Raw genomic sequence first — 16,660 nt, 5'->3', positions numbered from 1 at the left:
GTCAGGGACGGTGTTACCGCACCAACCCGCTTCCCCTCCTTGCCCCACCCGCCTGTCGGCCCGGTCGTCCGGCGCCTCGCCCATCCGTCAAGGGAATCTGAATATGAGCTTCGATCATCGCAAATACCGCCGTGCCCCCGTGATCAACCTGGCGGATCGCCAGTGGCCCAACCGGGTACTGGAGCGGGCACCGCTCTGGTGCGCCGTGGACCTGCGCGATGGCAACCAGGCGCTGGTCGAGCCCATGACGGTGGCCCAGAAGCTGCAAATGTGGGCGCTGATGACCCACATCGGTTTCAAGCACATCGAGGTGGGCTTCCCGGCGGCCTCCCAGCCCGACTTCGATTTTGTGCGCGAACTCATCGAGCGCAACCTCATCCCCGATGACGTCACCATCCAGGTGCTGGTGCAGGCGCGCGAAGATCTGATCGCCCGCACCTTCGAGGCGCTCAAGGGGGCGAAGCGGGCCATCGTTCACGTCTACAACTCGGTCAACCCGACCCAGCGCAACTATGTGTTCAACTCAGGCAAGGACGGGGTCAAGGCCATCGCCGTGCAGGGGGCGCGCTGGGTGCGGGAGTATGCGGCCCGCAATCCGGACACCGAGTGGAGTTTCCAGTATTCCCCGGAGAGTTTCAGCAGTACCGAGGTGGAGTTCGCCGTCGAGGTGTGTGACGCCGTCATCGACGAGTGGCGCGCCGCTGCCCGCCCGATGATCCTGAACCTCCCCGCCACGGTGGAGGTGAGCACCCCCAACGTGTTTGCGGATCAGGTGGAGTGGTTCTGCCGACACCTCAAGGCGCGACCCGAGGTGAGCATCTCCATCCACACCCACAACGACAGAGGCTGCGGGGTGGCCGCCGCCGAGCTGGCGGTGCTGGCGGGGGCGGATCGCATCGAGGGCACCCTGCTCGGCAACGGGGAGCGCACCGGCAACATGGACATCGTCACCATGGCCATGAACCTCTACAGCCAGGGGATTGACCCCGAGCTGGACCTGTCCGACATGGATGCCATCGTCGCCACCGTGGGGGCCTGCACCCAGATTGCCCTGCACCCTCGCCACCCCTATGCCGGCGAGCTGGTCTACACGGCGTTTTCCGGCAGCCACCAGGACGCCATCCGCAAGTCTCTCGCGGCAGAAAAACCGGATCACTACTGGGATGTGGCTTACCTGCCCATCGATCCTGCCGATCTCGGTCGCAGCTACGAGGCGGTGATCCGCATCAACAGCCAGTCCGGCAAGGGAGGGGTGACCTATCTGCTGGAGCGTGACCTCGGTCTGCAACTGCCGCGCTGGCTGCAAATCGACTTCAGCCGCCGGGTGCAGGCCGAGGCTGAGGCGAGCAGCAGCGAAATCAGCCCGGAGCAGATCCGCACCCTGTTCGAGCAGCACTATCTTGAGCCTGCCCACGGCTATCGCATCGGGCGCTTCCAGCTCGGTCATGACAGTCAGGAGAGCCTGCGCCTGGAGTTGCAGACCCCCCACGGCACCCTGCAACTGTGCGGTGAAGGGGAGGGAGCCATCACAGCCCTGGTCAACGGCTGGCAGCGTCAGACCGGCATGCACATCGATGTGCTGGATTACTCCGAGCATGCGCTCACCGCCGGCACCGAATCCCGCGCCGCCGCCTATGTGCTGCTGAGCGTCGAGGGCACCCGGATGTGTGGCGTCGCCGTCGGTCGCGACGTGGTCAACGCCTCCCTGCAGGCGGTGATCAACGGCGCCGCCCAGCATCAGGCCCTGCGCCAGAGCGCCTGAGGCGGCACTGCCCGCCTGCCGTGAGGGGGAGCAGGGAAGGGCCGCCCACCCCGATGTCACGGCAGATCGCGCCGTCCCCGTTGCAGCAATCCCCTGACCCATATGGTGAGGGGATTGTTTTTTATGGAAAAATCGGCCCACAATATCAGTGATTTGCCACCAGGAATGCCGTCGGGGTTCGCTGGCGATGGCAGCCAACGGCTGCCATTCGGGATAGAAGACATGCGCGCTTGGAGCCCAAAACATGATGAAGACTCCCCTCAGGTTATCCGTTCACCCCGCCCGGTTCTTCTCGCTTCCTCCCTGCCGTCGTCTCGCGCTGGTGAGCCTGCCCTGTCTGCTGCTGCTGACGGGGATCCTGGCCGGGGTCAGCTTTGATCCCCTGGCAGAGCACAACCTCTATACCGTCGGGGCTCTGGCCGAAGCGCTCAACGTGCTGACCCTGATGTTCATGTTCTGGGTGGTGCAGTGTGCCCAGATCACCTTGAGAACCTATCTCTCCCTCACCGGCGGGCTGATCCTCTGGCTCGTTTCCGGCGTCATCGATCTGATGGATGAGGTCTATTTCCAGCCCTGGTGGCTCTCCACGGTGGAAGACAGCCTGCGCACGCTCGGCATGCTGGCCTCGGCCTGGGGTGTGCTGCTGATGGTGCAGCAGATGTATGGCACCCAGATGCGGCTCTCCTCCCTCGCCATGTCAGACGAGCTGACCGGGCTCTCCAATCGCCGGGCGTTTCGCGCCGTGCTGGAGGCGCACGGAGAGGAGGGGACGCCGCTCCTGCTGCTGGATCTCGATCACTTCAAGCTGATCAACGATCGCTATGGCCACGCGATTGGCGACAATGTACTGCGTGAATTCAGCACCCTGCTGCGCCAGCTCTGCCCATTGGATGGGGTGGTGGCACGCCTTGGGGGAGAGGAGTTTGCCATCTGGCTGCCCGGCATGACGGGCGACAAAGCCCGTGCGCTGGCGGAGCAGATAAGGTGCGCGACCGAAGAGCTGGTCTCAGGTGACGGGGTAAGATTCACCGTGAGCCTTGCCCTGGGTATCAGCCAGAGCGGGGAGGGAGTGGATGCCCTGCTCCAGCGCACCGATCTCGCCCTCTATCAGGCCAAGCATCTGGGACGAAACCGGGTGGAGCTGGCGTGATGGCGCCAGGGAATGCCGCAGCCAGCGGGCCAGCAGGTTCATCCGCCTTCATCTTGTCAGACTTGTTCCCTACAATGTCCGCCTCCATGCATTCGAGCCCTCTCATTCGCGATGAGGGGCAGGTCCCGCTCTTCAGGAAGCCTTCATGATCCCCTCTCACTCCTTGTTTGATGCCCATTGGCGCTGGCTGTCACTGCTTTCCCTTGCCCTGCTGTCGGGTTGTGCCAGCGAGCCTCCCGCCCCGACCAGCCCGGCGACGCCGGCGGGGCGCCCCATTCCCAAGGCGATGCAGCCGCAAAAACCGGCCGATATGAAGAGCCGTATCGTGCGCTTCCTGCCGCGCAACGTGGTGGACAAGCCGGGCTGGGCCAATGACGTGGTGACGGCGCTCACCACCCAGGGGCTGACGGTGAGCGATCACAACGTCTGCAGCGTGCTGGCGGTGGCGGAGCAGGAGGCGACCTGTCAGGCGGACCCCGTGGTGCCCAACCTCAACAAGATTGCCTGGAAGGAGATCAATGCCCGGGCCGGCAAGCTGCTCATCCCCGAGTTCATGGTGCGCACGGCCCTCTCCATCCAATCCCCCACTGGCAAGAGCTATGCCGAGCGCATCGACAAGCTTCGCACCGAGCGGGAGATGAGCGAGATCTTCGAAGACATGATAGGCAGCGTCCCCATGGGCAAGCAGCTCTTTGGCAACCTCAACCCGGTGCGCACCGGCGGCCCCATGCAGGTGAGCGTCGCCTTTGCCGAAGCCAACGCCCGTGGCTACCCCTATCCCGTGAAGGAGTCCATTCGCCACGAGGTGTTCACTCGTCGGGGAGGCATCTGGTTTGGCACCAAACACATCTTCGGCTATCCCGCCGACTACCCGGATACCCTCTATCGCTTCGCCGACTTCAATGCGGGCTGGTACGCGAGCCGCAATGCGGCCTTCCAGGCGGCGGTAAGCCGGGTGAGTGGCAAGCCCCTGGCCCTGGACGGGGATCTCATCCGTTACGACTCGGATTTGCCCGGCAAGACCGAACTCGCGGTCCACAGCATCGCCAGCCGCGTCAACATGAGCAAGCAGGCCATTCACCAGAGCCTGAAGCTCGGGGACAGCAGCGACTTTGCCAAAAGCGATCTCTACCACAGGGTCTTCGCCCTGGCCGACAAACAGGCCGGGACACGGCAACCCCGCGCCATCCTGCCCGGCATCCAGCTAAAGAGCCCCAAGATCACCCGCAACCTCACCACCGCCTGGTTTGCCAAGCGGGTGGATGACAGGGAGCAGGCCTGCGTCAGAAAGATGGCGACCATTCGCTGATAGCCAGAGACAACAAGGGCGGCCAATGGGCCGCCCTTGTTTATTGTGATTTGACCACCTGGCTGGTCATGGTCGGTAGCTCCCAGGTTCCCCCCAGAGTGATCATGCGACAGCTACCAGTGGTGCTTTTCTCACTCTGCACGAAGGTTTGGCCGTCCCATACCCAGCTTTCGAAAGAAAAACAATCTCCTATTCCTCTTCCTTTGTGCGAGGCACTCAGTTCGCCCTCTCCATAACCGTTTGCGTAAGTGCTGATGAGGGTTGCACTGCTGGTATCAAGGTCCGTATCAATCAGAATAAATGCCGAACCGTCGTTGTAAGCGGCGAGCCAGCAGGGTAGCCGGATCAAGGCTCGTTCCTGGTTCAGGGGATAGATCTGGCCATCTTCCTGATTCTCATATGCGCTGGGACAGACATCTTCATTGACGTGTTGTTTCAGCCAAGCCCTTATGCTCTGTAGCTCAGGCTTGGTGAGTGGGCGAGATAGGTTGTCTGCGGCAACGGCACCTGCATGGATCACGGGGGCCACCAAGGCCGGGGGAATAGTTGTGGTGGGTAACGAGCCCTGTTTGGTCAGGGCTGTACTGGTATTGAGACGGCCTTGGAACTCATCCATTTTGAGAAAAATGGCATAGGCACCGGCACCGGATAACGGTTCTTGGTGCTTGCTCCATTCAAATACCACCTTGCCAGTCCCTTTGATTGCTCGGACGAGCGCTGCAGTTTGGGGCTGGGTGAACGGAGTCCGCTCTTTTACGATGCCGAGCACCTCGCCATTGATGCGCAGTGTGATCAAACCATCAGCGGGGGCCGCCGGAGCCCGCTGATCAACCTCTGCGATGGCAAGCTCGGCATGCAGTGTGCCCTTGGCGCCAGCCTCTCGGGTGAGCAGAACCGAAAGTCCACCCAATTCCGCGCTGTAACCTGCCGCTCGGCATGTGCGCGTGTTGTCACAGGCCAGTTCCCAGTCCTTGTGTTGAAAAGAGAGCCCTTCAGTAAACGAGCCGAGTGCAGAGGCCAATAGTGTTGTGATGAACATTAGAGGTTTCCAGAAGCATTGGGACGGTCAGGATAGCATTCTGGAAGGTTCAAATTGAATCTTGTTTTGGGTTGACTGAGCTGTGCCGAGTGGCGTACCCCTTTGATCCGATTAGAAACTCATCGCCAATCCGATGGAGTAGCCGCTGGTACTGTTGCTGAACATATAGCGGGCCACCAGCCGGGTGCGGGTGATGAAAATGTCGTACTTGCTGCTGTCGAGTTCGAGGCCAAGTCCCAGGGAGTTGAGGCTGTTGAAACCGAGCAGCCCCCGTTGCTGCCCCAGGTATTCGGTTCTGGCCCCTTCCAGCACGTAGCGAAGGGGCCTGTCCAGCAGGGTCCAGTGCCACAGGGGGGCGCGGCGGCGCAGGTAAAGCCCGAGGTTTTCCGCATCGGCCTGACCGCTGACGCTCTCGGCGGTGCCGGTGAAGCTTTGCAGATGCTGGTAGGAGTAGCGCAGCTCGGCATCGATGTCCTGGGCGGCGGAGAAGAGCTCATAGTCCAGCATCAATGAGCCGCCGAGGCCGTAGACATTGAGGGTGCCGCCGTCGAGGAAGTCCAGATTCTGGCCGCTCCTGTGCTCGAGCAGGGCGGCCCCGATGCGAAGGTCGCTGGCCACCGTGCCCAGGGTGACATTGGCGATGGGCCGCAGCACCAGATTGCCACCAAAGCGATCCCGGTGGACGCCGACATCCCAGCCGATGCCGCCGGTGGCGCTCAGGCTGTTCCATTTGGTGGGAATGGTGCGGGTCTCGTTGCCATCGGTGAACACGAACTGGGGATCGTAGCGGCTGTAGCCCAGGGTGCCCTCCAGATAGAGGGGAACATCCTCGCTCAGGGTGGCGCCACCCCCGAGCTGGGTGATGGTGAGGGCGGAGGTGTCGTTGGTGCCGCTGCCGATATCAAGGTTGCTGGCGGTGATATCCGGCACCACGGCGTAGCTCATGAGGGAGACGACGGCGTTGGCGCGCTGTTGCACCAGGCTCTCGTCGCTGGCACGGGCCTTTGTCACAAGACCGGCAGAGACGCCGGCAAGCACCGCCAGCAAGGAAAGTGTGTGAGAAGAGAGCTGTCTTGCCATACCTGGCTCCATGAGTACCCCGTCCATCGGGGCATGTTCACACTGTAACGGGTTTCATCTGGCTTGGCAGCCTGGCAAGGGCCGACCCGTCCTGTTTTGGGGGCATGCACACTGGTCTGATGGGCCAGGTTGCCCTCGCTTTGGCAGGGGCAGGGGGGGCGAGAAGGGTGAACCGCTGGGCAGAAATCACAGACATTAATTTATTGTTCAGTTCCCCGGGTGTATAAGAGGCCTCCCATACGAACATTGGGGTGGTAGCAGGGATGGATTACCAGACGGGGCCTTCGGGTCATCATGACGAATGCGCATTACGTTGATGGGAGTCACACCAGATGCAGGACATGCTGCTTGCCATATGGCATCAGGATTTTGATCAGCTTATACAAATGCAGGCAATCGGTCTGCTCGTCACCTGTCTGGTGGTGATCCTCTTCCTTGAATCGAGCTTCGTCTTTCTGCCCCTGCCCGGTGACAGCCTGGTGCTGCTGGCGGGCGGTCTGGTGGGCATGGGGGTGCTGGGACCCGAGGTGACCTTGCTCTATCTGCCGCTCGCGGCCGGGATAGGGAGCGTGCTCGCCTACTGGCAGGGGCAGGCACTGCATGGCACCCGTTTCATGGGCCATGTGGAGCGAATGATCCCGGAAGGGAGCCTGCCCAGGGCCTCCCGACTGCTGGATCGTTACGGCTTCTGGGCCATGTTCGTGTCCCGTTTCATCCCCTTCGTGAGAGTGTTGACCCCCATGTTGATGGGAGTCTCCCGCCTGCACCTGCTGCGGGTGGCCGTGGCGAGTTTTGCCAGCGCCTTCCTCTGGTCCCTGGTATTGAGCATGGTGGGCAAGATGGTGATGGCGACCCCGGTCTTTGCCCATCATCAGGATCTGCTGACCAAGTGCCTGCTTGTCACCTCTTTCGGGCTGTTCGTCATCGCGGTGGCGGCCATCGGCATGCGTCTGCTCAAGCGTCCGAGCAAGCGGGTGCGCTGATCTCACTGCCCGGGCTGCGCCTGCTGCCGCGTGTGGCGGGCGCAGCCCCCGGAAAAATACAGGCCATTTGAGGCGGCATTCCTGTCGCCTATCTGTTACACTTCGCGCCCGCCATTTTCCGGCTCATCTTCTGATCTGATGTCAGACCCAGCCGTCCTTGGCTTCATGCCTCGCCGATGCCAGGCCACACGTCGGCCCAGGCCATCCACGCCAACTACAGCTCCGCTGGAACACAGGAACCCAACATGAGATTTGAATCGTTCGATTTTGCCCCCGAGATTTTGCGCGCCATCTCAGATTGCGGTTATCAGGAGATGACCCCTGTGCAGAGCCAGGCCATCCCGGCCATTCGCCGTGGCCGCGATGTGCTGGCCAGTGCCCAGACCGGTACCGGCAAGACAGCCGCCTTTGCGTTGCCCATCCTGCAACGCCTGGTAGACAACCCGGCGCCGGTGCAACCTTCCAATGCCCGCGTGCTGATCCTGACCCCGACCCGCGAGCTGGCAGCCCAGGTGGCGAGCAATATCAACGATTTCGCCAAGTATCTTGATATCACTACCCTCACCATCGTGGGTGGTGGCAAACAGGATGTGCAGGCCAAGAAGCTCAAAGCGGGCGCACACATCATAGTGGCCACCCCTGGCCGTCTGCTCGAGCACCTCACCGCCTGCAACCTGAGCCTCTCCGGGGTCGAGACTCTGGTGCTGGACGAGGCGGATCGCATCCTCGACATGGGCTTTAGCGCCGATGTGCAGCAGATCCTGCAGGCGGTCAACAAGACCCGCCAGAACCTGCTCTTCTCCGCCACCTTCTCCGAGGCGGTGAAAAAGCTGGCCAACCTCATGCTGGACAAACCCCAGGTGGTGGCCGTCGACAAGCAGAACTCCACTGCCGACACCGTGAGCCACACCGTTTATCCGGTGGAACAGAAGCGCAAGCGCGAGCTGCTCTCCGAGCTTATCGGCAAGCAGAACTGGCAGCAGGTGCTGGTGTTTGCCAGCACCCGCGAGAGCTGCGATGAACTGGTGGAGGAGCTCAACCTCGACGGCATCAAGTCTGCCGTGGTGCACGGTGACAAGGCCCAGGGGAGCCGTCGCCGTGCCTTGCGTGAATTCACCGAAGGCAAGCTGCGGGTGCTGGTGGCCACCGAGGTGGCCGCCCGCGGCCTGGACATTCCGAGCCTGGAATACGTGGTCAACTATGATCTGCCGTTCCTCGCGGAAGATTACGTGCACCGTATCGGCCGAACCGGTCGCGCTGGCAAGAGCGGCATGGCCATCTCCTTCGTCAGTCGCGAGGAGGAGCGCACCCTGCTGGAGATCGAGGCCCTCATCGGCCAGAAGATCCGCCGCATCATGGTGCCGGGTTACGAGGTGAGCAGCCGTGACGACCTCATCAAGCAGTTGCAGGAGCGCCGCCGCTTCGGCAAGCGCCCGCAGCGTGAAGACAATGCCGCCGCCCAGGCCATGGCCGAGGCGAAACTGCAAGGTCAGCGCCTCAAGCGTCTGGCGGCGGCCAAGAAGCCCCGTCAGCCGAAATAAGGCAACGTCGCACCCTCCCGGTCGGGGAGGGGCGTTTACTCTCCAAAGGCGCCACTGGCGCCTTTGTGCTGTCGATGACGCGGCCCCTGGCCGCCCCGTTTCAGAGGATCCGAGATGACCCTTCCTGCTTACAATCAGGCCCTGCTCGAGATGGCCCGCCAGAGCCTGGCGGAGCTGGAGCGCACCGCTGCCCAGAAGACGGGCAAACGCACCCCCGCCCAGGAGAGCCACTTTCTCTGTACCTGGATGGCGGATTCTCTCAAGGAGAAACGCTTCTCCCGGCTGGTGATGGAGGATCTCAAGGCCTGGGTGCAACTGGGGCGGACGCTGGGGGCGGGGGCCGATCTCAAGGGGCTGCTTGAGCGGGTGCAGCGCCAGTATGAGCGTGCCATGTATGAGCCGGTACAGCTGGGGGCGCGCCTGGCCGATCTGCTTTTGGCGCTGGAGGGGGCGGGCTGGCTGGTGTTCACCGACAGCGAACTGAACACCCGGCAGCGGCTGCTGAGCCAGGGGCAATCCAGCCTGATCATCTCGGCCAGCGAGTATCAGGGTCATATCGAGGGGGGTGAGCTGGTCAAGCCCCTCACCCTCTATGTGCGCGGGGACGAGCAGGTACTGGCCGAGGCGGCATTTGCCCGGGGCCTGCTGCTGAGCCAGGGCAACAAGAAAACCACCTTGGTCAAGCACCACAAGGCCTATCGGCTGATGCCGGGCAACGCGCAGCCGGCCCTGGCGCTGCTGGCCTCCTGATCCCGCCTTCTCATCCCGTCACCCGGCCCTGCGCCGGGTTTTTTTATGGCAAATGCACCCCACGGGGTTGCCTGCACGCCCGGGGCCGGGCGGGCAATCTTTGTCGCAGCCAAGGGGCTCCCCCTCTGATGGGGGGCGTCCCCCATATGGAGGGATGGTGGGGTGGTGCTTCTGCTCTAGGGTGGATGGGCCCCAAAGAGGGCCTTAAAGGAAGCAGACCGCCTGACAAGGCGACACTCAATGAATGAGGAAACATGATGAAAGCGACTCCAATTGCCCTGTTGCTGGCCGGCGTGCTGGCGTCCCCGCTCTGCGCCGCCGGACTCGATGCCCGGCTCACCCTGGTGGAGGGCAGCACAGACGATGTGCGCGTCAACCTGACCCTGACCAACACCGGGGAGAAGCCGGTTCGTCTGCTCAAATGGCAACTGCCGGGTAGCGAGGATGCTCCCCTGTTCCAGGTGGAGCGTGACGGCCAGCCGGTGGATTACGAAGGGGCCCTGATCAAACGGGCCGCACCGAGTGACAAGGACTACCAACTGCTCAAGGCGGGCCAGAGCCTGACAGTGCAGGCGGAGGTCTCCGGTCTCTACGACATGAGCGCCCAGGGCCAGTACAGCATCCGTTACCTGCTGCCGACCGTGGCGCAGGAGGGGAAAGCGGCCAAGGCCAAACAGGCCCAGGCGAGCGAGTCCAATGCCGTGACCCTCTGGGTGGACGGGGTGAGCGACGATCGGGTACTGGCCAAGGCTGCGGTGGCCGAGCCCCAGGCGGTGAGCGCCTCGGTCAGCTTCAGCGGCCGTTGCACCAACACCCAGAAGAGCGACATCCTGGCGGCGCTCGATGCCGCGAGTGGCATCGCCAACAACTCCAGCAGCTACCTCGCGGTGGACAAGCCGAATGGGCAGCGCTACCGCAGCTGGTTTGGCGCCTATGACGCCACCCGCTGGAACCAGGCCGAGACCAACTTCAGCAAGATCAAGGATGCCATCGACAACAAGCCGCTCACCTTCGACTGCGGTTGCAAGCAGAGCTACTTTGCCTATGTCTATCCGGACCAGCCCTACAAGGTCTATCTGTGCAAGAGCTTCTGGACTGCGCCGGTCACCGGGACCGATTCCCGCGCCGGCACCATTGTCCACGAGCTGAGCCACTTCAACGTGGTGGCGGGCACCGACGATCTGGGATACGGTCAGGCCAATGCGCGCAATCTGGCGAGCACGGATCCCCAGAAGGCCCTGAACAATGCCGACAACCACGAATATTTCGCCGAGAATACTCCGAGCGAAAATTGAGTTGCAAACAGGGGCCGGATGGCCCCTTTTTTGACGGAGGCACCATGATGACACTCTTGCTCACCACCCTGGCACTGGCGCCCTTGCAGTGCGAGCTGTCGGTCAGCGCAGAGAGCGGGGTGAACGAACCCCTGCCCCTGGTGATGACCCTGACCAACCGGGGGGAGACGCCCCTCGAGGTATTGACCTGGTTCACCCCCTTCGAGGGGTGGTTTGCCGATGCCATCGACCTGACCCGCGATGGGCAGCCGCTGGACTATCGAGGGCCGCTTGCCAAGCGAGGTACCCCCGGGGACGGCGACTTCCTGCACCTGGGGGCAGGGGAGCAGAGCCAGGCCGATGCGGATCTGGCGCAGGCCTACGATCTGTCCCAATCGGGCCGCTACCGGCTCAGCTATCGTGCCCAGCCCCTGACGCTGACCAAGGGCGTGGCGCCCAGCTGCCCCGCCGTCGACTTTACCCGGGTGGCCCCCTAGAAGAACTGCGGCTTGCCCTTGGTATCCAGCAGCCCGACGGCGCGGGGGGCCACCGCCAGACCGCGTGACGATTGGCTTTCCCGCCAGCAGCAGTGCACCAGCGTGATCACATGGTCATCCAGGGTATCGTCTTTATCCGGATGATACAGGGGATGGGCCACCGAGTGGGTCGATAGCAAAATGATGAACATGAGGGGCGGTCCAGCCATGCCATGCACCGGGCCGACTCGTTTACACCGTCAAGGAGGAGACATGGCACTGGAACAACTGAAACGGGAGCTGGAGCGCTTTGGCGAGCAGAATGACGGCGCGCAACACTCCCGTGGCAGCAAGATGCTCAACATTACCCGCGACACCGGCGAACTGCTGGCGGTGCTGGTGCAGACGAGGGGGGCGCAGGCTGTGCTGGAGATCGGCACCTCCAACGGTTACTCCACCCTCTGGCTGGCCGAGGCAGTGAAACGGCTGGGGGGCCGGGTGACCACCATCGAGCTGGACGAGGGCAAACGGACCATGGCGGCGACCAACTTTCAGCGGGCCGGGCTCACTCCCTGGATTGAGCAGCTGGCGGGGGAGGCCGGCAGCCTGTTGCCCTGCCTGCCGACGGCGGGCTATCAGCTCATTTTTCTGGACTCCGATCGCCTGCACTATCAGGCCTGGTGGCCCGAGATCCAGCGCCTGCTTGCCCCCCGCGGTCTGCTGGTGGTGGACAATGCCATCTCCCATGAAGACGAGATGAGGGAGTGGATGGCACAGGTGCGGCGTGACCCCGATTTCCTGACTTCCCTGGTGCCGGTGGGCAAGGGGGAGTGGCTGGTGGTGCGGTTGTAGGGGAAAGGCATGGAAAACAGGACCATGGAACCAAAAACCGTGGTGCAGACCACTGGCAGGCCATACAGAGCAGCGGTTTCGTCAGGGCCCCCAGGTGGCTGAGCGATGACTTCCTCTGTGATTGGCCAACGTCGGGGGAGCGGCGCGAGGGGCGGGTCAACTTCGTCGAGATCCATCGGCGCTACCCGGCGGCCGGGCCTTGGAATGTCGACATCGTCCGCCTGCTGGAGCAGGGCGGGAGGTGGTGACCGAAGGGGTGATCACCGACGGTGACGTCAAGGCGCGCGCCATCGCGCCTTTACCTCCCACGTGGTGCGTGGCAATCCCATTTGCCATCAGACCGAATGTTGGCCCGATTGATACGTTGTGTCGTGATTGGGCCACTGCCATCCCGCGGGAGCTGCAACCCGCCTGATATGGTTTCCGCTGACGGAGCGCCGCCAGCGGGGCAATTCCTCGGCCAGCCCGGCCATTATTTATTCGTTATCCATTATTTCGCTAAATATCCCCGTATTTCATGGTTGGGTCATGCCATGAGCCACGTTATGTTTCATCCATACCGTCAGCAAGCACTATGAAGGTTATCTCAGCCGATAATTAATTTAAATTAAACATGATAACCGGCTGGTTTTATTTTGTGGTGGTTGGCAAGCGCTCTGGATGTTCATAAATATAACGAGGTGAATAATGAAAAAACGGCACTCCCTGTTTTTAATGGCGGCACTTCCGCTGGCACTCATGACATCGGTACAGGCACAGTCAAGCCTGGCCGAGATCCAGCGGGCCGGAGTGATCAAGATCGGCACCGAAGGGACCTATCCTCCCTTCACCTACCACGACAAGAGCGGCAAGCTGGTGGGCTTTGACGTGGAGATCGGCGAGCTGATTGCAAGCGGTCTGGGTGTGAAGCCGCAGTTCGTCGAGGGCAAGTGGGACGGGCTTATCGCCGGGGTGGACGCCAAGCGCTACGACCTGGTGCTCAACGAAGTGGCCATCACCCCTGAACGGCTGAAAAAATATGATTTTTCAGACCCCTACATCATATCCAAGGCGGTGATCGTGGTGCACAGCGACAACCACAGCATCAAGAGTTTTGCCGATCTGAAGGGCAAGAAATCCTCCCAGTCCCTGACCAGCAACTTCGCCCAGCTGGCGAAATCATCGGGCGCCGAGGTGGTAGCCACCGAGGGATTCAACCAGTCACTCGAACTGGTGCTGACCGGGCGGGTGGATGCCACCATCAACGACAGCCTCTCCTTCCTCGACTTCAAGAAACAGAAGCCGGACGCCAAATTGAAGGTGGCGGCCAGCGAGGCCAAGGGGGATCAATCAGCCGCCCTGCTCGCCAAGGGGCAACCCGAGTTGCTGGCTGCCATCAATCAGGCGCTGCGCAATGCCAAGCAGGATGGCGCATATCAGAAAATATCGCAGAAATATTTCGGCACCGACGTCTCGCAATAATATCGTGGCAACATAATAACAACTGAGGATATTAACGTGCCGGCCTGGTTGCAGTTAATGATCGACTCTTTTTGGCCCCTGCTCAGTGCGGGGCTTATTTTTACCGTGCCACTCACTCTTATTACCTTCGTGTTGGGAATCGTGCTCGGCTTGTCGGTGGCGCTGGCCAGATTATATGGTCCGGCTCCGCTGGTGATGCTGGTCCGCTTCTATGTCTGGCTTATTCGGGGCACGCCCCTGCTGGTGCAGCTGTTTCTGATCTTTTACGGTCTGCCGAGCGCCGGCATCGTGCTGGACGCCTTCACCGCCGCCGTCATCGGTTTCACCCTCAACATCGGTGCCTACAGCTCGGAGATCATTCGTGCCACCCTGGCGGCCATCCCCAAGGGGCAGTGGGAGGCGGCCTACTCCATCGGCATGAACTGGCCCCAGGTGATGTGGCGGGTGATCCTGCCGCAGGCGGCGCGCATCGCGGTGCCACCGCTCTCCAACACCTTCATCTCCCTGGTCAAAGACACGTCGCTGGCGGCGGCGGTGACCGTGCCCGAGCTGTTTCAGGCGGCCCAGCGCCTCGCCTCCGTCACCTATGAGCCGCTCATTCTCTATATCGAGACGGCCCTCATCTACCTGATGTTCAGCTCGGTGCTCTCCACCCTGCAAGACAGGCTGGAGCAGCGACTGGCTCACAAAGAGACCCGGGAGGTCGCCCTATGATCCGCTTGAGTGGCATCGAGAAACAGTTTGCGGGGCAGCGCGTGTTGAAAGGGGTGGGGCTGGCGATGGCCGCGGGCAGCGTCACCGCCCTGATCGGTCCCTCCGGCAGCGGCAAGAGTACACTGCTGCGCTGCGTGAACCTGCTGGAGCGACCCGATGCAGGCCAGCTGGTGCTGGGGGGCAGCGAGCTCGACTTTACCCGGCATCTGTCACGGCAAAGCGTGCTGGCCCTGCGCCAGCAGACCGGCATGGTGTTCCAGAATTTCCAGCTGTTCCCGCACATGACGGTGCTGGAGAACGTGATGGAAGGGTTGGTGACCGTGTTGAAGTGGCCCAGGGAGAGGGCAGTGGCGCGCGCCCTGCAACTGCTCGACAAGGTGGGGCTCAGGCACAAGGCCGAGGCGGTGCCTGCCACCCTCTCCGGCGGTCAGCAGCAGCGGGTCGCCATTGCCCGGGCGCTGGCGCCATCCCCCAAGGTGCTGCTCTGTGACGAGCCTACCTCGGCGCTGGATCCCGAGCTTGCCCAGGAGGTGGTGACCGTGCTGCGCCAGCTGGCCAGTGAGGGGACCACCATGCTGATCGCCACCCATGACTTGCGCCTTGCAGCCCAGATTGCGCAGCAGGTGATCTTCCTGGAGGCCGGGGAGGTGGTGGAGGCGGGCAGTGCGCGCGAGATGTTCACCACCCCCAAGCGGGCACGTACCTTCGAATACATCTCCACCCTCACCGAACGGCTGCCGGAGAGCTGGAGTATCTAGCCGGTTCTGGCGGATTGAGAGCGAGATAAAAAAAACAGCCCCGCACGAGCGGGGCTGTTTGCATGACAGCGTGGTTGCGACAGCAGATCACACGGCCAGGTAGTCCATGATCCCTTCGGCCGCCTTGCGACCCTCGTAAATGGCGGTCACCACCAGATCCGAGCCGCGCACCGCGTCACCACCGGCGAACACCTTGGGGTTGCTGGTCTGGAAGGCGTACTCTGCCTTCTCGGGCGCCTTGATGCGATCCCGGCCGTCGAGCTCGACGCCGTGCTCTGCCATCCAGGGCTGGGGGTTGGGCTGGAAGCCGAACGCCATCACCACCGCATCGGCGGGCAGCACCTGCTCGGAGCCTTCAATGACCACAGGATTGCGGCGGCCATTGGCATCGGGGGCGCCGAGCTCTGTGCTCACCACCTTGATGCCGCAGGTGCGGCCGTGGGCGTCCAGCTCCACGCCGATGGGCTGGAGGTTGAACATGAATTCCACCCCTTCCTCCTGGGCGTTTTTCACCTCCCGCTTGGATCCTGGCATGTTCTCGGCATCCCGGCGGTAGGCGCAGATCACCCGATCGGCCCCCTGGCGGATGGCGGTGCGCACGCAGTCCATGGCGGTGTCGCCGCCCCCCAGCACCACTACCTGCTTGCCGGCGAAGTCGATGTAATCGGCTTGCGCCTTCTCGAAGCCCAGCAAGCGATTGGCGTTGGAGATGAGGTAGGGCAGGGCGTCGTAGACCCCCGGCGCCTCTTCGTTGGCAAAGCCGCCCTTCATGTACTTGTAGGTGCCGACCCCGAGGAAGACCGCATCGAACTCGCCGAGCAGGTCGGCGAAGGTGACGTCACGGCCCACTTCGGTCTCGAGGCGAAACTCCACCCCCATCCCCTCGAAGATCTCGCGGCGGCGCTGCATCACCTCTTTCTCCAGCTTGAAGGAGGGGATACCGAAGGTGAGCAGGCCGCCTATCTCCGGGTACTTGTCGAACACCACAGGGGTGACGCCATTGCGTGCCAGCACGTCGGCACAGGCAAGGCCCGCGGGGCCCGCGCCAATGACGGCGACCCGCTTGCCGGTCTTGACCACCTTGGAGAGATCCGGGCGCCAGCCCATCTCGAACGCCTTGTCGGTGATGTATTTTTCGATGTTGCCGATGGTCACGGCGCCGAATCTGTCGTTGAGGGTGCAGGCACCCTCACACAGTCTGTCTTGTGGGCAAACGCGGCCACACACCTCCGGCAGGCTGTTGGTCTGGTGGGAGAGCTCCACCGCCTCCAGGATGCGTCCCTCGTTGGCCAGCTTCAGCCAGTTGGGGATGTAGTTGTGTACCGGGCACTTCCACTCGCAATAGGGGTTGCCGCAGTCGAGGCAGCGATCCGCCTGCATGCCGACCTGGGCCTGGTTGAAGGGCTCGTAGATCTCCACGAACTGGATCTTGCGGATCTTGAGCGGCTTCTTGGGCGGGTCGACCCGCTGGACATCGATAAACTGGAATACGTTCTGGCTCATAGGGTTCC

15 protein-coding genes and 1 pseudogene are annotated in these 16,660 nt (G+C 62.4%); 12 read left to right on the top strand and 4 right to left on the bottom strand.

Going from position 1 to position 16,660, the window contains the following annotated elements:
• The first annotated feature begins 103 nt into the window (after nucleotides 1–103).
• From leuA to BN1120_RS02975, 3 genes are all read left to right on the top strand, one after another.
• Nucleotides 104–1,762, top strand: a complete 1,659-nt coding sequence (leuA, locus tag BN1120_RS02985) for a 2-isopropylmalate synthase (protein WP_042014680.1) — start codon at nucleotides 104–106, stop codon at nucleotides 1,760–1,762.
• A gap of 244 nt (nucleotides 1,763–2,006) precedes the next feature.
• Entirely contained in the window at nucleotides 2,007–2,912 is a 906-nt protein-coding gene (locus BN1120_RS02980) for a GGDEF domain-containing protein (protein ID WP_052455399.1), read from the top strand.
• 145 nt (nucleotides 2,913–3,057) lie between these two features.
• The gene (locus BN1120_RS02975; protein ID WP_042014679.1) at nucleotides 3,058–4,221 is read left to right on the top strand and encodes a DUF1615 domain-containing protein; all 1,164 of its coding nucleotides are present in this window, start codon (nucleotides 3,058–3,060) and stop codon (nucleotides 4,219–4,221) included.
• A 40-nt stretch (nucleotides 4,222–4,261) separates the two neighbouring features.
• On the opposite strand, the gene BN1120_RS02970 is transcribed toward BN1120_RS02975, so the two are convergent.
• Together BN1120_RS02970 and BN1120_RS02965 are read right to left on the bottom strand one after the other, a co-directional pair.
• On the bottom strand, nucleotides 4,262–5,260 hold the full coding sequence (locus tag BN1120_RS02970; RefSeq protein WP_042014678.1) for a DUF1176 domain-containing protein: 999 nt from the start codon (nucleotides 5,258–5,260) through the stop codon (nucleotides 4,262–4,264).
• A gap of 111 nt (nucleotides 5,261–5,371) precedes the next feature.
• Nucleotides 5,372–6,340, bottom strand: a complete 969-nt coding sequence (locus BN1120_RS02965; RefSeq protein WP_042014677.1) for an autotransporter domain-containing protein — start codon at nucleotides 6,338–6,340, stop codon at nucleotides 5,372–5,374.
• A 332-nt stretch (nucleotides 6,341–6,672) separates the two neighbouring features.
• On the opposite strand from BN1120_RS02965, the gene BN1120_RS02960 reads away from it, so the two are divergent.
• From BN1120_RS02960 to BN1120_RS02940, 5 genes are all read left to right on the top strand, one after another.
• Nucleotides 6,673–7,323 (top strand): DedA family protein, encoded by a 651-nt coding sequence (locus BN1120_RS02960; protein WP_042014676.1) that lies wholly within the window; start codon nucleotides 6,673–6,675, stop codon nucleotides 7,321–7,323.
• A 245-nt stretch (nucleotides 7,324–7,568) separates the two neighbouring features.
• Entirely contained in the window at nucleotides 7,569–8,864 is a 1,296-nt protein-coding gene (locus BN1120_RS02955; RefSeq protein ID WP_010675179.1) for a DEAD/DEAH box helicase, read from the top strand.
• Between the two features lie 114 nt (nucleotides 8,865–8,978).
• Entirely contained in the window at nucleotides 8,979–9,614 is a 636-nt protein-coding gene (locus tag BN1120_RS02950; RefSeq protein WP_042014673.1) for a DUF2913 family protein, read from the top strand.
• 254 nt (nucleotides 9,615–9,868) lie between these two features.
• Entirely contained in the window at nucleotides 9,869–10,909 is a 1,041-nt protein-coding gene (locus BN1120_RS02945; protein ID WP_029314738.1) for a M35 family metalloendopeptidase, read from the top strand.
• Between the two features lie 44 nt (nucleotides 10,910–10,953).
• Nucleotides 10,954–11,385: a hypothetical protein gene (locus BN1120_RS02940; RefSeq protein ID WP_042014671.1), complete on the top strand. Its 432-nt coding sequence runs from the start codon at nucleotides 10,954–10,956 to the stop codon at nucleotides 11,383–11,385.
• Here the strand turns inward: BN1120_RS02940 and BN1120_RS02935 are convergent.
• Nucleotides 11,382–11,510, bottom strand: a pseudogene (locus BN1120_RS02935) (questin oxidase family protein); the annotation flags it as partial. The gene BN1120_RS02940 and the pseudogene BN1120_RS02935 sit on opposite strands and share 4 nt — an antisense overlap.
• A gap of 127 nt (nucleotides 11,511–11,637) precedes the next feature.
• Here BN1120_RS02935 and BN1120_RS02930 point away from each other — a divergent pair.
• The 4 genes from BN1120_RS02930 (at nucleotide 11,638) to BN1120_RS02915 (ending at nucleotide 15,149) form a co-directional block, all read left to right on the top strand.
• On the top strand, nucleotides 11,638–12,216 hold the full coding sequence (locus tag BN1120_RS02930) for an O-methyltransferase (RefSeq protein ID WP_042014667.1): 579 nt from the start codon (nucleotides 11,638–11,640) through the stop codon (nucleotides 12,214–12,216).
• Nucleotides 12,217–12,903: 687 nt separating this feature from the next.
• Nucleotides 12,904–13,677 (top strand): amino acid ABC transporter substrate-binding protein, encoded by a 774-nt coding sequence (locus tag BN1120_RS02925; RefSeq protein ID WP_041214961.1) that lies wholly within the window; start codon nucleotides 12,904–12,906, stop codon nucleotides 13,675–13,677.
• Nucleotides 13,678–13,734: 57 nt separating this feature from the next.
• Nucleotides 13,735–14,391 carry an amino acid ABC transporter permease gene (locus tag BN1120_RS02920; RefSeq protein ID WP_174217478.1) on the top strand — a complete coding sequence of 219 codons (657 nt, stop codon included), beginning with the start codon at nucleotides 13,735–13,737 and terminating at the stop codon, nucleotides 14,389–14,391.
• Nucleotides 14,388–15,149: an amino acid ABC transporter ATP-binding protein gene (locus BN1120_RS02915; protein WP_042014664.1), complete on the top strand. Its 762-nt coding sequence runs from the start codon at nucleotides 14,388–14,390 to the stop codon at nucleotides 15,147–15,149. Before BN1120_RS02920 ends, BN1120_RS02915 begins: the two co-directional genes overlap by 4 nt.
• An 87-nt stretch (nucleotides 15,150–15,236) precedes the next feature.
• Here BN1120_RS02915 and BN1120_RS02910 read toward each other — a convergent pair whose 3' ends face one another.
• Nucleotides 15,237–16,652: an FAD-dependent oxidoreductase gene (locus BN1120_RS02910; RefSeq protein ID WP_042014661.1), complete on the bottom strand. Its 1,416-nt coding sequence runs from the start codon at nucleotides 16,650–16,652 to the stop codon at nucleotides 15,237–15,239.
• Nucleotides 16,653–16,660 lie beyond the last annotated feature (8 nt).

Origin of the sequence: Aeromonas caviae (assembly GCF_000819785.1) — a bacterium.
GTDB lineage: Bacteria > Pseudomonadota > Gammaproteobacteria > Enterobacterales > Aeromonadaceae > Aeromonas > Aeromonas caviae.
This window is presented reverse-complemented; position numbering and strand designations above follow the sequence as displayed.